Below are 15,035 nucleotides of genomic sequence, written 5' to 3' on the forward strand. Positions count from 1 at the left end.
CGGGGACTGCCCGGCGCACAACGGGCGCGCGCCGCCCGCCGGTTGCGGTCGGGGGCGCGCCCGGGGCCGGTTCGCGGCGTTTTCTCCCGGCCGGCGGGCGGCTTCCGCCGTCCGCCGACGCCGTGCCGCTGCCTGCGGATACGCTGATGACCTGATCAACAGGTGTGCGGAGCACGGAAGTCGGGAAGGCCGCAGGAGCGACAGTGGCGGCGATCGGGGGCGGGAATGACCGTTGACAGCGGTTACGCGGACATCTTCGGGCCGCAGGTGCCGCGCACGGGCGACGAGGGGCAGACGGCGACGTTCGCGCTGGCCTCGGCGGCGTACCGGGACAACGAGGTCGAGGAGATACTCAAGGCCAACAGCGAGTGGCACGAGTCGAAGGTCAAGCCCGGCCAGAGATGGGCGAGGATCTTCCGGCCCAACCTCGGTGAGGCGTTCTCCCGCGCGGTCGTCGACCGCATGCTCGGGGGCGGCCGGGCACCGCTGATCCAGTCCTTCGGCGCCGAGCCCCAGGTCGTCGTGGAGCACTGCCTCGCGGCCAACCGCATCCGCCGGGAGCGCGACAACCTGCTCTCGATCGTGATGGTCCTGTGCGGCGTGCTCTTCCTGCCCGGGCTGCTGGTCTGGCTGATGGTCTTCACGATCCGCACCACCATCGCCCGGCGCGAGGACAAGCGGGGCTCGACGCTCGCGACCACGCTGCTGGTCGCGGTGGGCGCGCTGGCCGTGCTGTTCCTGGTCCAGATGCCCTTCACCGGCTTCTGGGCCTGGTACGCGCGCGCGGCGGTCGTCATGCCGGTGGTCGGCTGGTTCTGGGCCAAGCAGATCTGCGAGCGCACCGCGAAGGACCTGCGGGAGCGCTGGGCCAGCCTGCTCGCGGGCAGCAGCGTCGGCGCCAAGGTGCCCGAGGCGGTGCCGAGCAACCCGGGCGAGACCGCCGCCGAGCAGTTGCGCCAGTCGCTCGCCCGGCTCAGCGCCGAGCAGCAGTCCAACTCCGTCTTCTACGCCGGGCCCAAGGGCATACTCGGCATGGGCACCCGCTGGGGCAGCTGGCAGCTCGCGGAGGATCTCGCCCCGGCCGATCCGGACCGGGAGATCCACCCGTTCCGCAGCTGGGACGTCATACGGTCGATCCACGACCAGCTGCGCATGCTGGAGCGGGGGCCGCTGAACACGGGCGGATTCACCAAGCCGTCGATACGGCACTGGATCGTCACGCCGATCGGTGAGAACGCCACGGCGGTGTCCCGGCCCGAGGGCGCGGACGTCGAGGCGTACCAGATCAAGTCGCACGCCGTGCAGGACATCTGCAACAAGCAGCAGTTCGGCAGCGGCGACCGGCACTACCTGGGCGTGCAGTGGACACTGTGGGACGGACAGCTGGTGATCACCATGCTGATCACCGTCACCGTGCTCTACGAGACGCTGCGTATCGAGGTCACCGGCCACGCGCTGGGGCCCGTGCACCCGCTCTTCACCACCAAGCCGGCGGCGAAGGAGAAGTCGGTGCAGAAGTCCCTGAAGCGGTGGGAGACGCGGACGGTGAAGCTGCCGCTGGTCGACGCCGACGAGGTGGTGCGGCTGGCCGCCCGGGCGCCGCTGACCTGGTACCCGCCGCTGCTGAACTGGCTCGGCGGCTCGCTGGCCCTGCCCGAGCCGTTCGGCCTGCGGCACGCGTGGGCCGCCAAGCCGTGGCGGCACCGGTTCATGGCGGACGACGCGCTGCGCGCGGCCACTCCGGTGCTCCGGGTGGTCCACTCGGCGGCGATCCGGGTGCTGGCGGAGAACGGCGTGGACACCGAGAAGTTCGGCGCGCGCTCGTCGTTCCTCAGCTCCGCGGTGCAGGACCCCTCGCCCCGCAAGGCGGACCTGTACGACGCGTAGGCCCGCGCCTGCGGCGGGGGCTTCCCGGGCCTCACCGCCGCCGGCCGGGCCCCGCGGCCGGGCCTCACGCCGCCGGCCAGGCCTCCGCCAGCATCTTGCGGGTGTCGGCGAGCAGCTGCGGCAGCACACGCGTGTGCCCGACCACCGGCATGAAGTTCGTGTCACCGCCCCAGCGCGGCACGATGTGCTGGTGCAGGTGCGCGGCGATGCCGGCGCCGGCGACCGAGCCCTGGTTCATGCCGATGTTGAAGCCCTGGGCGCCGGAGGCGGTGCGCAGGGCCGTCATCGCCTGCTTGGTCAGCACGGCGAGCTCCGCCGTCTCCGGCTCGGTGAGGTCCGTGTAGTCGGCGACGTGGCGGTACGGCACGACCATGAGGTGGCCGCCGTTGTACGGGTACAGGTTCAGCACCGAGTAGACCTGCGCGCCGCGCCGGACGATCAGCCCGTCCTCGTCGGACTTGGCCGGGATCGAGCAGAAGGGGCAGCCGTCGTCGGCCCCGGGGCCGGTCGGCTTGTTCTCGCCCTGGATGTACGCCATCCGGTGGGGCGTCCACAGGCGCTGGAACGCGTCCTGCGTCCCCACTCCGATCTGCTGCTCCGGCTCACTCGTCATGCAAGGCAGCATATGGCTTCGTCGGTTCGCGGCGTGTCGCCGGGGCTGGTCGAAGACGCCCGGGGACGAAGCCGGGCCGATGGACGACGGCGGCCCGGCCGTACGGGGCCGTGCCGCGGCGGCGCGGCCGGGCGCGGTCACCGGGGCGCTCTCGTCGCGGCTGATCCAGGTGAGCTCGCGGAAGGAGGACGCCAGGCCACCGGCAGGCCGGGCCGGCCGCCCGGGGGCGTCGTCGGGGACGCCCGGCGGACGGAGCGGCCCGCACGGGCCGCTCCTGGGTACGCCACCGGCAGGCCGGGCGGCCTGCCGGTGGCGTACCACGAGCGATCAGACCTGCGCCCGCTCCTCGATCACCTTCGCGATCTTGGCGATGGCCTCGTCGAGCGGGATGCCGTTCTCCTGGGAGCCGTCGCGGTAGCGGAAGGAGACGGCGCCGTTGGCCATGTCCTCGTCGCCCGCGATGACCATGAAGGGCACCTTCTGCTTCTGGGCGTTGCGGATCTTCTTCTGCATCCGGTCGGAGGACGAGTCGACCTCGACGCGCAGGCCCTTCTTCCGGGCCGCCGCGGCGAACCTTTGCAGGTACTCGACGTGCGCGTCCCCGATGGGGATGCCGATCGCCTGGACCGGTGCGAGCCAGGCCGGGAAGGCGCCCGCGTAGTGCTCCAGGAGCACCGCGAAGAACCGCTCGATGGAGCCGAACAGCGCGCGGTGGATCATGACCGGCCGCTGCTTGGAGCCGTCCGCGGCGGTGTACTCCAGGTCGAACCGCTCGGGCAGGTTGAAGTCGAGCTGGATCGTCGACATCTGCCAGGTGCGCCCGATCGCGTCCTTGGCCTGCACGGAGATCTTCGGCCCGTAGAAGGCCGCACCGCCCGGGTCCGGGACCAGGGGCAGGCCCTGCTTCTCGGCGACCTGCCGCAGCGTCCCGGTCGCCTCCTCCCAGGCCTCGTCGGAGCCGACGAACTTCTCCGGGTCCTTGGTCGACAGCTCCAGGTAGAAGTCGGTCAGGCCGTAGTCGCGCAGCAGGCCGAGGACGAAGGTGAGCGTCTTGTCCAGCTCCTCGGACATCTGCTCACGCGTGCAGTAGATGTGCGCGTCGTCCTGCGTGAAGCCGCGCGCCCGGGTCAGGCCGTGCACCACGCCCGACTTCTCGTACCGGTACACGGTCCCGAACTCGAACAGGCGCAGCGGCAGTTCGCGGTAGGACCGGCCACGTGCGTCGAAGATCAGGTTGTGCATCGGGCAGTTCATGGGCTTGAGGTAGTAGTCCACGCCCTCGTCGAGCTGCATGGGCGGGTACATGCCCTCGGCGTACCAGTCCAGGTGCCCGGACGTCTCGAAGAGCTTCCCCTTCGTCGCGTGCGGGGTGTAGACGAACTCGTAGCCCTCCTCCTCGTGGCGGCGGCGCGAGTAGTCCTCCATGACGCGGCGGACGATGCCGCCCCTGGGGTGGAAGACGGCGAGGCCGGAGCCGATCTGCTCCGGGATGGAGAACAGGTCCAGCTCGCTGCCCAGCTTGCGGTGGTCGCGCTTCTCGGCCTCGGCGAGGAAGTCCAGGTACGCCTTCAGTTCGTCCTTGGACGGCCAGGCGGTGCCGTAGATGCGCTGGAGCATGGGGTTCTTCTCGCTGCCGCGCCAGTAGGCGGCCGCGTTGCGCATCAGCTTGAACGCCGGGATGAGCCGGGTGGAGGGCAGGTGGGGACCGCGGCAGAGGTCCTTCCAGCACAGCTCGCCGGTCTTGGCGTCCAGGTTGTCGTAGATCGTCAGCTCACCGGCGCCGACCTCGACGTCCGCGCCGTCGTCGCTGGAGGCGGCGCCCTTGAGGCCGATCAGCTCCAGCTTGTACGGCTCGTCGGCCAGTTCCTCGCGGGCGGCCTCGTCGGTGACCACGCGGCGGGCGAACCTCTGCCCGCGCTTCTGGATCTCCTGCATCTTCTTCTCGACGGCCTTGAGATCCTCGGGCGTGAACGGCTTCTCGACGTCGAAGTCGTAGTAGAAACCGTCCTTGACGGGCGGGCCGATGCCCAGCTTGGCCTCGGGGAACAGTTCCTGCACGGCCTGCGCCATGACGTGCGCGGTGGAGTGGCGCAGGATGTTCAGGCCGTCCTCGGAGGAGATCTCGACGCCCTCGACCTCGTCGCCGTCGGCGAGCGCGTAGGCCAGGTCCTTGAGCTCGCCGCCCACGCGCGCGGCGACGACCGAGCGCTCACCGGCGAAGAGGTCGGCGGCCGTGGTGCCCGTCGTCACCGTGCGCTCTTCCCGCTCGGAATCGCGTTGGATGATCACACGGACGTCTGACACCGGTCTCTCCTGACTGAAGGGGATCCACACTCACCGCATCGGCATGACGGTCCAATGCTGTGTACGGATCCTACCGAGCCGCGGGAGCGCTCCGCGAAACAGTTGTCCTCAGTCCTCGCCGCCGCAGGCCTCCTCGAAGAAGTCGAGGTTCTCCTGCAACGACTTCATCAGCCGGTCCCGCTCCGCCTCGTCCACCTGCACCGGGGCGACCCCGAAGGCGCCGGTGAGCCGGCGGAAGCCGCCCCGGCTCTCCAGCCGGCCGTGCACCCGCACCGGCAGCCCGACGAGGTGGGCGTGCCCGGCGATCCGGTAGTCCTCCTCGTCCAGCGTGAGCCGGACGTGCGGTATCTCGGCGCCGGCCAGCACCCGCAGCCGCACGGTGCCCTCGCCCCGCCGCTCCGACCTGCGCATCCGGACCACCTCGCCGGTGATCCGCACCGGCACGGACGGCTCCCCGCGCAGGTAGCGGGTGCCGGCCTCGCGCAGCACGGGCAGGTCGCCCGGCGAGAACTCGACCGCCTCGCCGGGCGCGGCGCCGCCCACGGGGGGACCGGCGCCGGGCGCCCACTCGACGGTGATGCGCGCCCCTTCCGTGCCGCGGACCAGGGCGATCAGGGCCTCGGTCAGCTCGCGGCTGACGCCCGCCGCCACGGCGCCGTCGAAGGCGTCCATGCCGCCGGTGGCGCGCCGGTAGTCGATGGCCTCGCGGACGGCGTACAGCGCCTGGTGGAGGCGGACGGCGAGCGGGCGGGCCGGGTCCACGGGCACGAACGCGGCGAGGCGGCGGCCGCCGGTCGCGGCGCCGACCAGGACGCTCTCCAGCATCACGGCGGCGGCGCGCCGGTGCCGGGCGCCGTAGTAGCCCGCCCGCGCGCGGGTGGCGAGCGCTCCGGCGAGCAGCATCTGCCGGGCGGCGGCACGCAGCCGCTCCTCGGCGGTCCAGGACGCCGCCCCGGCCGGTCCGTCCGGCACGTCCCGCCACCAGCGGATCTCGTCGCTGGGCACGCTCAGCCCGACCAGCACCTCGCGCGCGGAGGGGCTGCCGCTGCGGGAGAGGGCGACGAGCGCCTCACCGAGCAGGTCGTCGCTGTCGGGGAAGGCCCGGCTCTCCGGCACCAGCAGGCTGGTGCCGGACGCCCCGGGGCCGGGCGGGGTCCAGCGGCCGTAGCGCCCGGCGGCGCCGCCGCGCCGCTGCCAGCCGTGCCGGCGCAGCAGCGCGCCGAGCACGGCGGGGTCGACCCGGCCGGGCTCGGGCGGCCGGTCCCAGGGGGTCTCGGGGTGCGGCCGGACGGGCCTCAGGGGCTCGTCGGACGGGCGGTGCGTCATGGTCTGCCTCCCGTCCCGACCCGCGTCATGATCTCGCACAGCGCCCGGTCGTCGAAGATGCGCGCGGTCGGTATGCGGACGTTGGTCCGGTGCCGGCCGGTGACGGGGTGACCGGCGAGGTTGACCCAGTAGCAGCAGTGCCTGAGGTCGAGCCGGTCGTGGCCGGCGCGCAGCCAGTCGTCCCGCGAGCGCGGCACGAGCATCACGACGAGGATCTTGTGCACCGAGACCGGTGTGCGGGCCAGTTTCGTCAGGTGGTCGTTGTCGAGCGTGAAGGAGAAGAAGCGGCCCGGCGGCTGGGGCGCGATCTGGTACGTGGCCTTGAGCTGGACCTTGATGGTGACCTCGTCGTCGACCGTGTGTCCGGGCGCGCTGTGGCTGACGTGCCAGTCGATGCCGTTGTCCGGGAACGGCTGGGACAGCGAGCAGCCGGCGGCCGCCGCCACGGCGTGCAGATATCCCACCTGCAGGGTCTCCATGCAGGCGGTGGTGGCGAGTGAACCGCGATGGGGGCCCGTGCGTTCGGGCAGCAGCCCGCCCCGCTCGGGCTGCGCTATCGCCATGGCCAGCAGCCTTCCAAGCAAAGTGATGGTCCCCGTGCCGGGCCCGCGCCCGCGGAACACGCCGCTGAACTGCGCGGACCCGTACTTCTGTTGTCTCCTCCCGGCGTACGGCGCAAACGGCCCGGGTATCACCAAACGGGCAGAAGACGGGACGTCAGCTGCCGTGGGTGAACGAGGAGTTGTGTGCGTATGACGTGCTGGTACGAGGGCCCGCTGGCGGCATTCGACACGGAGACAACGGGCGTGGACGTCGAGACCGACCGGATCGTGTCGGCCGCCCTCGTCGTCCAGGACGCCCCTGGCACCCGGCCCCGGGTGCACCGCTGGCTGGTGAACCCGGGCGTGCCGGTGCCCGCCGGGGCGACGGCGGTGCACGGGCTGACGGAGGACCACCTGGCGCGCAACGGCCGCTGGCCGGCGCCGGTGATGCACGAGATAGCCACCGAGCTGGCCGAACAGGCGGGCGCCGGGCGGCCGTTGATGGTGATGAACGCGCCGTTCGACCTGACGCTGCTGGACCGGGAGCTGCGCCGGCACCGCGCCTCGTCGCTGGGCCGCTGGTTCGAGTCGGTGCCCCTGCTCGTGCTGGACCCACGGGTCCTGGACAAGCATCTGGACCGCTACCGCAAGGGCCGCCGCACCCTCACCGACCTGTGCGCGCACTACGGCGTCCCGCTCGACGGCGCGCACGACGCGGCCGCGGACGCGGTGGCCTCCCTGGAACTCGTACGCGCCATAGGGCGTCGTTTCGCGGCCCGGCTGGAGCGGCTGTCCCCCGCCGAGCTGCACACGCTTCAGGCGGTGTGGCACGCGGCACAGGCGCGGGGTCTGCAGGCGTGGTTCGCGCGCAGCGGCAGCGAGGAGGCGGTGGACCCGGCGTGGCCGCTGCGTCCGGACCTGTCGGCGGCCGCGTGAGCATGCCCGGCGCGCGCAAAAAGACCGGTCCGCTGCGGCGGACCGGCCTTTCCCGGTGGGCGATACTGGGTTCGAACCAGTGACCTCTTCGGTGTGAACGAAGCGCTCTCCCACTGAGCTAATCGCCCGGGAACGCACCGAACAATACAGGTGTCCCCGTGGTTCCTTCAAACCGCTTCGGGTCCGCGGGCCAGGTACGCCAGCAGGCCGCGCCGTCCGGCCCGCATCATCAGCCAGTGGTTGGCCCGGAAGACCGGCCGCCCCGGCACGGCCATCCGCCGCAGCAGCGGCTTGCGCACGTCCACCACCTGGTCGTAGCGGGCCAGGCAGCCGCGGCCCGCGGCTGCGACCGTCCAGCGCGCCCAGCCCTCGATGTCGCCGGACATCGCGATCCGCAGCACCCCGGCGCCCGGGTCCCGGCGCACCTCGCGCGCGGTGAAGGTCATGTCGTACGGCAGGAGCGACCGGATGCGGATCACGCCCGTGGCGCCGTCCGTCCGCTCGACCTCTCGCACCTGCCGCCACCAGCGCGGGTACTCCTCGGGCCGCTCCAGCACGCGGTACACGGCGGCGGGCGGGGCGGGCAGGGGCCACAGGCTGCGGAAGCGGTAGTGCGTCCAGTCCATGGACGGAGTCTGCCCCTGCGCGGACATACCAGTGCGGCGGCCGCGCGGGTTTTGGGTACGCGTACTCGTGGCGTACGGCGTGACCCGGCCCACGCTCCCGCGGAGGGCGCCGGGCGGGCATGCGGCCGGCCGCGCGTCGCCGGTCTTGACGGCGGCGCAGGCGTCGAGGCGGGAGCGGCCCTGGATCTTCTCCCCTTTCCGGCCCCTGCGCTCCCGCTCGGTCAGCCGCGCCGGGGCCAGGCCGCTCCAGTCGGTGTTGAAGCCGATCGACAAGGCGTGCCGTGTCGGCTCCGACGGGAATGCCGATCTGCTTGCCGTCGACCTGACCGTGCGCCAGAACGCCATGGGGGAAGGCCGATTCAGATGGCCGCGTCCGCCTGGGACGTGAGGTCCATGAGAACCCCGCGCTCGTCGTGCTTGCGCAGGAACGCGACCGCATTCCGGAAAACGTCCGGCGGATTCCCACCGGAGGCCAGGGGCTGGAACGTCTCCAAGAACGCCTCGCACTCGGTGAATTCCGGCTTGATCGCGGTCTCGGGTACTTCTTTCCCCAAGAGCGCGACGGTCTTCTCGATGGCGACGCTGCGCGGCTCGCCACCCCACCATGGGTAGCGAAGTGTCACCGTCCCGTCGGCGGGCGCTCCTCCGCCCCCACCGCAACGGGTCGTCGCGGCGCGCCCGAAGGTGGCCGCCGAGGCTCCCGCCCCCTTGACGGCTCGTGCGTCTCCCCCACACTTCTGCCTGCCGTCACCAGATCTCTGCCCGCGACGCCCTCACCGGTCATGAATCGTTTCAAGGAAGCGCTCGCCGACCTGAGGCGCGAAGGGCCGGGGTGCGTCAGTACGCGGACCGGAACGGACCCGGTGCGCACCGGGTCCGGCGACGCCGCAGGCGGGAGGCGCGTGATCGACGGGCCGGACGGGAGACGGGGGGCGGCGGCACCCGCACCGATGGCCACCGACCGTGACCGCGGCCCCACGCGGCAGCAGCGGACCCGCGGGGCGGCGACGCCCGCCGACGGCGGCGGACACGACCGGCGGCGGACACGACAACGGCCCACCTGCTGTCTCGCAGATGGGCCGCGTCTCCGGGTGGGCGATACTGGGTTCGAACCAGTGACCTCTTCGGTGTGAACGAAGCGCTCTCCCACTGAGCTAATCGCCCGGGCGCAGGATGAACATTACCCCATGTCAGGGGGTGCGGGTGACCATGGCGGGCCGCCCTCGCACCCCGTGCCCGCGGATCACTGGTCCTTGATCTTCCAGGGCATCACGAAGCCGAACTTCCAGACGTAGAACCCGACGATCGCGGCCATGATCACGCAGCCGACGGTGGTCAGGACGATGTTGCGCCGGCGCACCTTCGGGTCCAGGGCGCGCTGGGCCGCCTCCGTGACCTTGCGCTTGGTCCAGCGCAGGACCAGCTGGGCCCAGACGAACTCGGTCGCCCAGACCGCCATGCCGCCGAAGATGATCACCCAGCCCGGACCGGGCAACGGCAGCAGGACGATGCCGGTGACCACGACCCCGAGACCGACGAGGAAGACCCCCACCTGCCAGCTGACGTGGAGCAGGCGGCGCGCCTTGATGAATTCCGGCGCCCGCGAACCGAGCTCCCGCTCGCCCTGCACCCCGTCCGCCCCCGTTCCGTCCGCAGCCACGGCGACCTCACCGGGCTTGCTACTCCCCGTATTCATACGGCCAAACCCTACCGGAACGATTCCGGTCACCGAAATGGGCGCATCGGACGAACAGCTTCTCGGCCGGAAGAGTTACGTAAACACACGCAAAACCCTCAGAGGGGTTTACAACGGCACCGTAGGTGGCATGTCGATTTCGCCGACGTGCGAATCCCCGAGCGCACACTGAGCGAAAGGCCCTGGCGCTTATGAACACCACGGTCAGCTGCGAGCTGCACCTGCGCCTCGTTGTGTCGAGCGAGTCCTCCCTGCCTGTCCCCGCAGGCCTGCGGTACGACACGGCCGACCCCTACGCCGTGCACGCCACCTTCCACACCGGAGCCGAGGAGACCGTCGAGTGGGTGTTCGCCCGCGACCTCCTCGCCGAGGGGCTTCACCGGCCCACAGGGACCGGCGACGTCCGCGTCTGGCCGTCGCGCAGCCACGGTCAGGGCGTCGTCTGCATCGCCCTGAGCTCCCCCGAGGGGGAGGCGCTGCTGGAGGCCCCGGCGCGGGCTCTGGAGTCCTTCCTGAAGCGCACCGACGCCGCCGTGCCGCCCGGCACGGAGCACCGGCACTTCGACCTCGACCAGGAACTCTCGCACATCCTGGCGGAAAGCTAGGGAGAGAGCGAGACCCCCACCAAGCTGCCCGGCCGTCCACTCGGGGAGACGGCTCGGGCCTGTCCGGCGGATCAGGTCGGGGCAAGCCCACGGCGCTGATCGGCCTCCGTGCAGCGTGCCAGGGCCCTCGTCTCCGGCAGGATCCTCCGGGCAGGCCCCCAGGCGCCCAGGACAACCGCATACGGCACACACCGGCGCCGCCACCGCGTGATGCACGCGGGGGTGGCGCCGGTCTGCGTCACGACCGGCGTGGGCCGGTGCAGAGTGGGCGCCGGGGAGGACGGGGCGCCGGCCGGTGCCGGAGTGCTCGCCGGTACGCGGCGGGGCCGGTCTTCCGGTGACGCGCTGTGAGGGGGCGTGTCCCCCGCCGCCGGGAACCGTGGCACGCCTCGGCGGCGTTCCACGGGGCAAGTGCGGTCGCGTCGGCCGGAGGCGGTGGGACGGCGCCGGGAGCCATTACCATCGGCCAGCATCGGCGGGCGCCCGCCCGACCCTCAGGCCAGGGAGCGAAACGTGCTGATCACCCACGACACCCGGTGCGCGCTCGACACCGTGGTCGATCTGGTGAACACCGCGCCGGAGGACGAGACGGCGCGGGACGGGCTGGCGGACGTCACGGCTCTCGCGGACTTCGTGCGCAGGCACGACATCAGCGATGTCGGGGTGCTCTCGGAGGTGGACCTGTCCGCGGTGCGCAGGATCCGCGGCCGGTTCGCGGGGATCTTCGCCACCTCGGACGCCCGGACCGCGGCCGGGATGATCAACGAGCTGGTCGCCGCCGCCGGCACCACGCCCCGCCTCACGGACCACGACGGCTACGACTGGCACGTGCACTACTTCGCGCCCGGCGCCTCCGTCGCCGACCACCTGGCCGCCGACTGCGGGATGGCGCTGGCCTTCTTCGTGGTGGCCGGCGAGCGTGAGCGGCTGCGGCGCTGCGAGGCCCCCGACTGCCGACGCGCCTTCGTCGACCTCTCGCGCAACCGCTCCCGGCGGTACTGCGACAGCCGTACCTGCGGAAACCGCCTGCACGTGGCCGCCTACCGGGCCCGCCGCAAGGAGGCGGCGGGCTGACGCCCCCTTCTAGGGGCGGCCGGGCGGGGGGCGTCGACGCGACGCGGTGTCCGGCGGGGAGGCGTCGGTGTGACGCGGTGCCCGGCGGGTGGCGCCGGGGACCGCGTGTACGGCTCACAGCAGGAACAGATCGTGCAACGCAGCCATGAGCAGCAGACACCCGATCACCGCAAGGAAGATCATCAGCGGTGGCTGGGAAAGGGCGAAGAGGCACCCGCGCGGCTCGTCCTTCGGCGGCGCGGCATCACTCTGTGTCGTGTCCAGCATCTCCCGGGGATGATGGCGCAGGGGGCGCCCCCGGCGCGATCAAGACGCACGAAGATGCGAGAGTTCGCCGGTTTCCGTGCTGACCTGCACATCTCAGGCGCGAGCCGGACAGCTTCCGATCATCCTGGGGGTGGGGTCGTTTCAGACCCGCTCCCCGGGGTCATATGCCGTGCTTCTTGAGGATGGCCTCGATGTCGCTGAAGTCGTCGGCGGCGTCGGCACGGGGCGCGGCCTGAGGCTGGGCGCGGGGCGTGCCCGCCGCGCGGGAGGCCTGGCCGAGGGAGGGCGCCGAGGTCTGGGGTGCCACCGCTTCCCGCGGGGCCGCCGCGCCCGCCGCGCGTCCCTTGCGGTCGCGGCGCCGCTCCACCGCCCGGGTGGCCGTGAGGAGCAGCCAGGCACCGCCCAGTACCCCGAATCCCGCCCAGGCCACCGGGCTGAAGGCGGTGTCCGCGGCCCACTGGACGACGCCGGTCATCACCAGGCCGAGGGGCACCAGCGCATAGGCCGCGATGCGGGCCGCCGTGCGGAAACGCCTGCGGAACGCCGTCACCGCCGCGATGCCCAGGCCGGCCGCGGCAACGGCGGAACACACGGTCTCGGCAATCATCCGGTCCTCCATGGCGGGCTCGGGCGGGGCACGTCGTCCCTCCATCCTGCACCTGCCGGACCCCGCCGGGCCATGCCCGGCCCGGACATCGGGGACATCTCCGGGTCGGCTCCTGCTCAGGTGCCGGTGGTGGCGTACGCCCCGGGGGCGAGGCGGCCGATTGGGTCCGGGGCGCCGGTCCTGGGAGACTGGGCCCATGAACGACTCCTCCCCCGTCCGGCCCACGGCCGTCCTCGACGTCTGGTGCGAACTCCAGTGCCCGGACTGCCGCAGCGCCCTGGACGATCTGCGTGCCCTGCGCGCCCGTTACGGCGACCGGCTCGAACTGCGGCTGCGGCACTTCCCGCTGGAGAAGCACCAGCACGCCTTCGCCGCCGCGCAGGCCGCCGAGGAGGCCGCGGCGCAGGGGCAGGGATGGCCGTACGTCGAGGCGGTGCTGGCCCGGGTCGAGGAGCTGGACCGCAGGGGCGAACCCGTGCTGGTCGAGGTGGCCCGGGAACTCGGCCTGGACGCCGAGGAGTTCGACACCGCGCTGATCGACGGCCGGCACATCCTGGTCGTGGACGCCGACCAGGCCGAGGGCAAGGCGATCGGCGTCACCGGCACGCCGACGTACGTCATCGACGGCCGGCGCCTGGACGGCGGCAAGAGCCAGGAAGGGCTGCGCGAGCGCGTCGAGGAGATCGCCGGCCGGCTGCTCGGCGGGCCGGAGTGACGTCCGGCTCCCCGGAGCGGGGCGCGCAGGGTGGAGCGGGCCTTGCGGTCCCTCAGCACGTGCGGTCCCTCAGAACAGCACGTGCGGTCCTTCGGCACGTGCGTCCATCGGCACTCGCGGTCCTTCGGCCCCCGCGGTCAGAGCAGGTGCTTGTAGAGGGTGTGCCGCGTCGTCGTGTAGCCCAGTGACTCGTAGAGCCGCTCGGCCGGGGTGTTCCCCGCGAAGACGTTGAGGCCGAGGACGCGCCGGCCCGCCTCGATCGCCTGCCGCTCGGCCAGCAGCATCAGCGTGCGGCCGTGTCCCCGGCCGCGGTGGGCCGCGTCGGTCTCGACGCCGAAGACGTAGGCCTGGGCCTCCTGAAGGGCCACCCACAGGACGCCCACCCGCGTCCCGTCCTGTTCCAGGACGCTGAACACCATGTCCGCGGTGGTCACGCCGTCCGGCAGGAGCTGCTCGTGGTCGCGCCGCGCCTTGGCCTGCGCCCCGGCCTCGGGCACCCCCCGCTCGATGCAGGCGCGCGCGAACCGCTCCCTGTCGCAGTCCTGCCACGGGGCGAACTCGGCCTCCGTCATCGGCCGCGCGCGGCTGCCCGCGGGCAGACCGGGCGGGACGGCGCCGAGGTGCTTCTCCATGGCGCGCATGCGCGGGACGTAGCCGAGTGCCGTGGCGAGCCTGAGGCCCGCGGCCGCGTCGCCGGGCACGGCCACCTCGATCTGCCGGCAGCCCCAGCCGCGCGCCACCTCCTCGGCGGCCAGCGCGGCGACCGTGCCGCGGCCCCGCCGGCGGTCCGGCTCCGCGACGCGCAGGTCGTTGATGCGGGCCACCGTGTCGCCGAAGGCGGGTGACGTGCCGAGGTGGATCGCGCCGACGGGACGGCCGTTCACGCACACCTGGTAGTGGCGCGAGCGCGTCCCGTCAGCCGCGCGCTGAAGCGGCTCGGTCGGCCGCAGGGTGGTGGTCATCAGGGGTGTTCTACCCCGGTCCGGACCGCCCTGTCCGCCCCGCGGTCCCCGCTCACGGGTCCAGGTCGTCGCCCGACCGCTCCTGGAAGAGCCGCATCGCCTTCGCGGTCACCGGGCCGGGGGCCCCCGGCAGTTCGCGGCCGTCGACGCGATGGACGGCCTGCACGTCGCGCAGGGTGGACGTCAGGAAGATCTCGTCGGCCCGCTCCAGCACGTCCAGCGGCAGGTCGGTCTCCCGGGCGCCGGTCCACTCGACCGTCAGCGCGCGGGTGATGCCCGCGAGACAGCCGGAGGCGAGCGGCGGGGTGTGCATCTCGCCGTCGAGGACGACGAAGACGTTGGAGCCGGTGCCCTCGCAGAGCTGCCCGACGGTGTTGGCGAACAGCGCCTCGGACGCGCCCTGTTCGTGCGCGCGGGTCAGGGCGACGACGTTCTCGGCGTACGAGGTGGTCTTCAGGCCGCTGAGGGCACCGCGCTCGTTGCGGGTCCAGGGGACCGTGACGACGGCGGTGGAGTCGGGCCGGCGCCGGGTCTCGCCGAGGGCGACGACCAGGGTCGGGCCGTGCTCACCGCGGTCGGAGCCGAGCGGGCCGTGGCCGCCGGTGTACGTGATGCGCAGCCGGCCCAGCGGCATGGGGTTGGCGGCCAGGACGGCGGCGCAGGCGCGCCGGACCTCGTCGTGGTCGGGGTCGGGCAGGCCCAGGCCGCGTGCCGAGCGGGTCAGCCGGTCCAGGTGCCGGGTGAGCGCGAACGGCGTGCCGTCGACCGCCTTCACCGTCTCGAAGACGCCGTCCCCCACGGTCAACCCGTGGTCGAAGACGGAGACGCGGGCGGATCCGACGTCCCGGAGCCCACCGTCGAGCCAGATCTTCACT

General features: G+C 72.6%; 16 protein-coding genes and 2 tRNA genes. 5 read left to right on the forward strand and 13 right to left on the reverse strand.

Annotation, left to right across the window (positions count from 1 at the left end):
• Positions 1-225: 225 nt before the first annotated feature.
• A complete protein-coding gene (locus ACFF45_RS13010; protein WP_381345865.1) occupies positions 226-1,887 on the forward strand; it encodes an AbeC-like domain-containing protein in 1,662 nt (553 codons plus the stop codon).
• 64 nt (positions 1,888-1,951) lie between these two features.
• Here the strand turns inward: ACFF45_RS13010 and ACFF45_RS13015 are convergent, their stop codons facing one another.
• The 4 genes from ACFF45_RS13015 to ACFF45_RS13030 all read right to left on the reverse strand — a co-directional run bounded on the left by ACFF45_RS13015 (position 1,952) and on the right by ACFF45_RS13030 (position 6,693).
• On the reverse strand, positions 1,952-2,512 hold the full coding sequence (locus ACFF45_RS13015) for an HIT family protein (RefSeq protein WP_381345866.1): 561 nt from the start codon (positions 2,510-2,512) through the stop codon (positions 1,952-1,954).
• Between the two features lie 315 nt (positions 2,513-2,827).
• On the reverse strand, positions 2,828-4,804 hold the full coding sequence (gene thrS, locus ACFF45_RS13020) for a threonine--tRNA ligase (protein WP_381345868.1): 1,977 nt from the start codon (positions 4,802-4,804) through the stop codon (positions 2,828-2,830).
• Positions 4,805-4,912: 108 nt separating this feature from the next.
• Positions 4,913-6,130: a hypothetical protein gene (locus tag ACFF45_RS13025; RefSeq protein WP_381345870.1), complete on the reverse strand. Its 1,218-nt coding sequence runs from the start codon at positions 6,128-6,130 to the stop codon at positions 4,913-4,915.
• Positions 6,127-6,693 (reverse strand): DUF4365 domain-containing protein, encoded by a 567-nt coding sequence (locus ACFF45_RS13030; RefSeq protein WP_381345871.1) that lies wholly within the window; start codon positions 6,691-6,693, stop codon positions 6,127-6,129. Before ACFF45_RS13030 ends, ACFF45_RS13025 begins: the two co-directional genes overlap by 4 nt.
• A 189-nt stretch (positions 6,694-6,882) precedes the next feature.
• Here ACFF45_RS13030 and ACFF45_RS13035 point away from each other — a divergent pair, with 189 nt between their 5' ends.
• Positions 6,883-7,608, forward strand: coding sequence for a 3'-5' exonuclease (locus ACFF45_RS13035; RefSeq protein WP_381345873.1), 726 nt, complete (start codon positions 6,883-6,885; stop codon positions 7,606-7,608).
• 56 nt (positions 7,609-7,664) lie between these two features.
• On the opposite strand, the gene ACFF45_RS13040 is transcribed toward ACFF45_RS13035, so the two are convergent.
• From ACFF45_RS13040 to ACFF45_RS13060, 5 genes are all read right to left on the reverse strand, one after another.
• Positions 7,665-7,736, reverse strand: a tRNA-Val gene (locus ACFF45_RS13040).
• A 39-nt stretch (positions 7,737-7,775) separates the two neighbouring features.
• Positions 7,776-8,234 (reverse strand): SRPBCC family protein, encoded by a 459-nt coding sequence (locus ACFF45_RS13045; protein ID WP_381345978.1) that lies wholly within the window; start codon positions 8,232-8,234, stop codon positions 7,776-7,778.
• 359 nt (positions 8,235-8,593) lie between these two features.
• Positions 8,594-8,857 (reverse strand): hypothetical protein, encoded by a 264-nt coding sequence (locus ACFF45_RS13050; protein ID WP_381345874.1) that lies wholly within the window; start codon positions 8,855-8,857, stop codon positions 8,594-8,596.
• A 469-nt stretch (positions 8,858-9,326) separates the two neighbouring features.
• Positions 9,327-9,398, reverse strand: a tRNA-Val gene (locus tag ACFF45_RS13055).
• A 79-nt stretch (positions 9,399-9,477) separates the two neighbouring features.
• Complete coding sequence (locus ACFF45_RS13060) at positions 9,478-9,930, reverse strand: TIGR02611 family protein (RefSeq protein WP_381345876.1); 453 nt, start codon at positions 9,928-9,930, stop codon at positions 9,478-9,480.
• 191 nt (positions 9,931-10,121) lie between these two features.
• On the opposite strand from ACFF45_RS13060, the gene ACFF45_RS13065 reads away from it, so the two are divergent.
• Both ACFF45_RS13065 and ACFF45_RS13070 read left to right on the forward strand, forming a co-directional pair.
• Positions 10,122-10,535, forward strand: coding sequence for an SsgA family sporulation/cell division regulator (locus tag ACFF45_RS13065; RefSeq protein WP_004002642.1), 414 nt, complete (start codon positions 10,122-10,124; stop codon positions 10,533-10,535).
• A gap of 513 nt (positions 10,536-11,048) precedes the next feature.
• A complete protein-coding gene (locus tag ACFF45_RS13070) occupies positions 11,049-11,609 on the forward strand; it encodes a CGNR zinc finger domain-containing protein (protein ID WP_381345877.1) in 561 nt (186 codons plus the stop codon).
• A 114-nt stretch (positions 11,610-11,723) separates the two neighbouring features.
• Here ACFF45_RS13070 and ACFF45_RS13075 read toward each other — a convergent pair whose 3' ends face one another.
• Positions 11,724-11,876: a hypothetical protein gene (locus ACFF45_RS13075; RefSeq protein WP_189699665.1), complete on the reverse strand. Its 153-nt coding sequence runs from the start codon at positions 11,874-11,876 to the stop codon at positions 11,724-11,726.
• A 160-nt stretch (positions 11,877-12,036) separates the two neighbouring features.
• Complete coding sequence (locus tag ACFF45_RS13080) at positions 12,037-12,483, reverse strand: hypothetical protein (protein ID WP_381345879.1); 447 nt, start codon at positions 12,481-12,483, stop codon at positions 12,037-12,039.
• Between the two features lie 196 nt (positions 12,484-12,679).
• Here ACFF45_RS13080 and ACFF45_RS13085 point away from each other — a divergent pair, with 196 nt between their 5' ends.
• Complete coding sequence (locus ACFF45_RS13085; protein ID WP_381345881.1) at positions 12,680-13,198, forward strand: DsbA family protein; 519 nt, start codon at positions 12,680-12,682, stop codon at positions 13,196-13,198.
• Positions 13,199-13,335: 137 nt separating this feature from the next.
• Here the strand turns inward: ACFF45_RS13085 and ACFF45_RS13090 are convergent, their stop codons facing one another.
• A complete protein-coding gene (locus ACFF45_RS13090; protein WP_381345883.1) occupies positions 13,336-14,160 on the reverse strand; it encodes a GNAT family N-acetyltransferase in 825 nt (274 codons plus the stop codon).
• A 52-nt stretch (positions 14,161-14,212) separates the two neighbouring features.
• Positions 14,213-15,034 (reverse strand): aminotransferase class IV, encoded by an 822-nt coding sequence (locus tag ACFF45_RS13095; RefSeq protein WP_381345884.1) that lies wholly within the window; start codon positions 15,032-15,034, stop codon positions 14,213-14,215.
• Position 15,035 lies beyond the last annotated feature (1 nt).

The organism is Streptomyces cinereospinus (assembly GCF_042430725.1).
GTDB lineage: Bacteria > Actinomycetota > Actinomycetes > Streptomycetales > Streptomycetaceae > Streptomyces > Streptomyces cinereospinus.

What these genes read in the sequence shown, in the direction of transcription:
- ACFF45_RS13010 (WP_381345865.1), top strand. Translation starts at nt 226, where the DNA reads ATGACCGTTGACAGCGGTTACGCGGACATCTTCGGGCCGCAGGTGCCG.
- ACFF45_RS13015 (WP_381345866.1), bottom strand. Translation starts at nt 2,512, where the DNA reads ATGCTGCCTTGCATGACGAGTGAGCCGGAGCAGCAGATCGGAGTGGGG.
- ACFF45_RS13025 (WP_381345870.1), bottom strand. Translation starts at nt 6,130, where the DNA reads ATGACGCACCGCCCGTCCGACGAGCCCCTGAGGCCCGTCCGGCCGCAC.
- ACFF45_RS13030 (WP_381345871.1), bottom strand. Translation starts at nt 6,693, where the DNA reads ATGGCGATAGCGCAGCCCGAGCGGGGCGGGCTGCTGCCCGAACGCACG.
- ACFF45_RS13035 (WP_381345873.1), top strand. Translation starts at nt 6,883, where the DNA reads ATGACGTGCTGGTACGAGGGCCCGCTGGCGGCATTCGACACGGAGACA.
- ACFF45_RS13045 (WP_381345978.1), bottom strand. Translation starts at nt 8,234, where the DNA reads ATGGACTGGACGCACTACCGCTTCCGCAGCCTGTGGCCCCTGCCCGCC.
- ACFF45_RS13060 (WP_381345876.1), bottom strand. Translation starts at nt 9,930, where the DNA reads ATGAATACGGGGAGTAGCAAGCCCGGTGAGGTCGCCGTGGCTGCGGAC.
- ACFF45_RS13065 (WP_004002642.1), top strand. Translation starts at nt 10,122, where the DNA reads ATGAACACCACGGTCAGCTGCGAGCTGCACCTGCGCCTCGTTGTGTCG.
- ACFF45_RS13075 (WP_189699665.1), bottom strand. Translation starts at nt 11,876, where the DNA reads ATGCTGGACACGACACAGAGTGATGCCGCGCCGCCGAAGGACGAGCCG.
- ACFF45_RS13080 (WP_381345879.1), bottom strand. Translation starts at nt 12,483, where the DNA reads ATGATTGCCGAGACCGTGTGTTCCGCCGTTGCCGCGGCCGGCCTGGGC.
- ACFF45_RS13085 (WP_381345881.1), top strand. Translation starts at nt 12,680, where the DNA reads ATGAACGACTCCTCCCCCGTCCGGCCCACGGCCGTCCTCGACGTCTGG.
- ACFF45_RS13090 (WP_381345883.1), bottom strand. Translation starts at nt 14,160, where the DNA reads ATGACCACCACCCTGCGGCCGACCGAGCCGCTTCAGCGCGCGGCTGAC.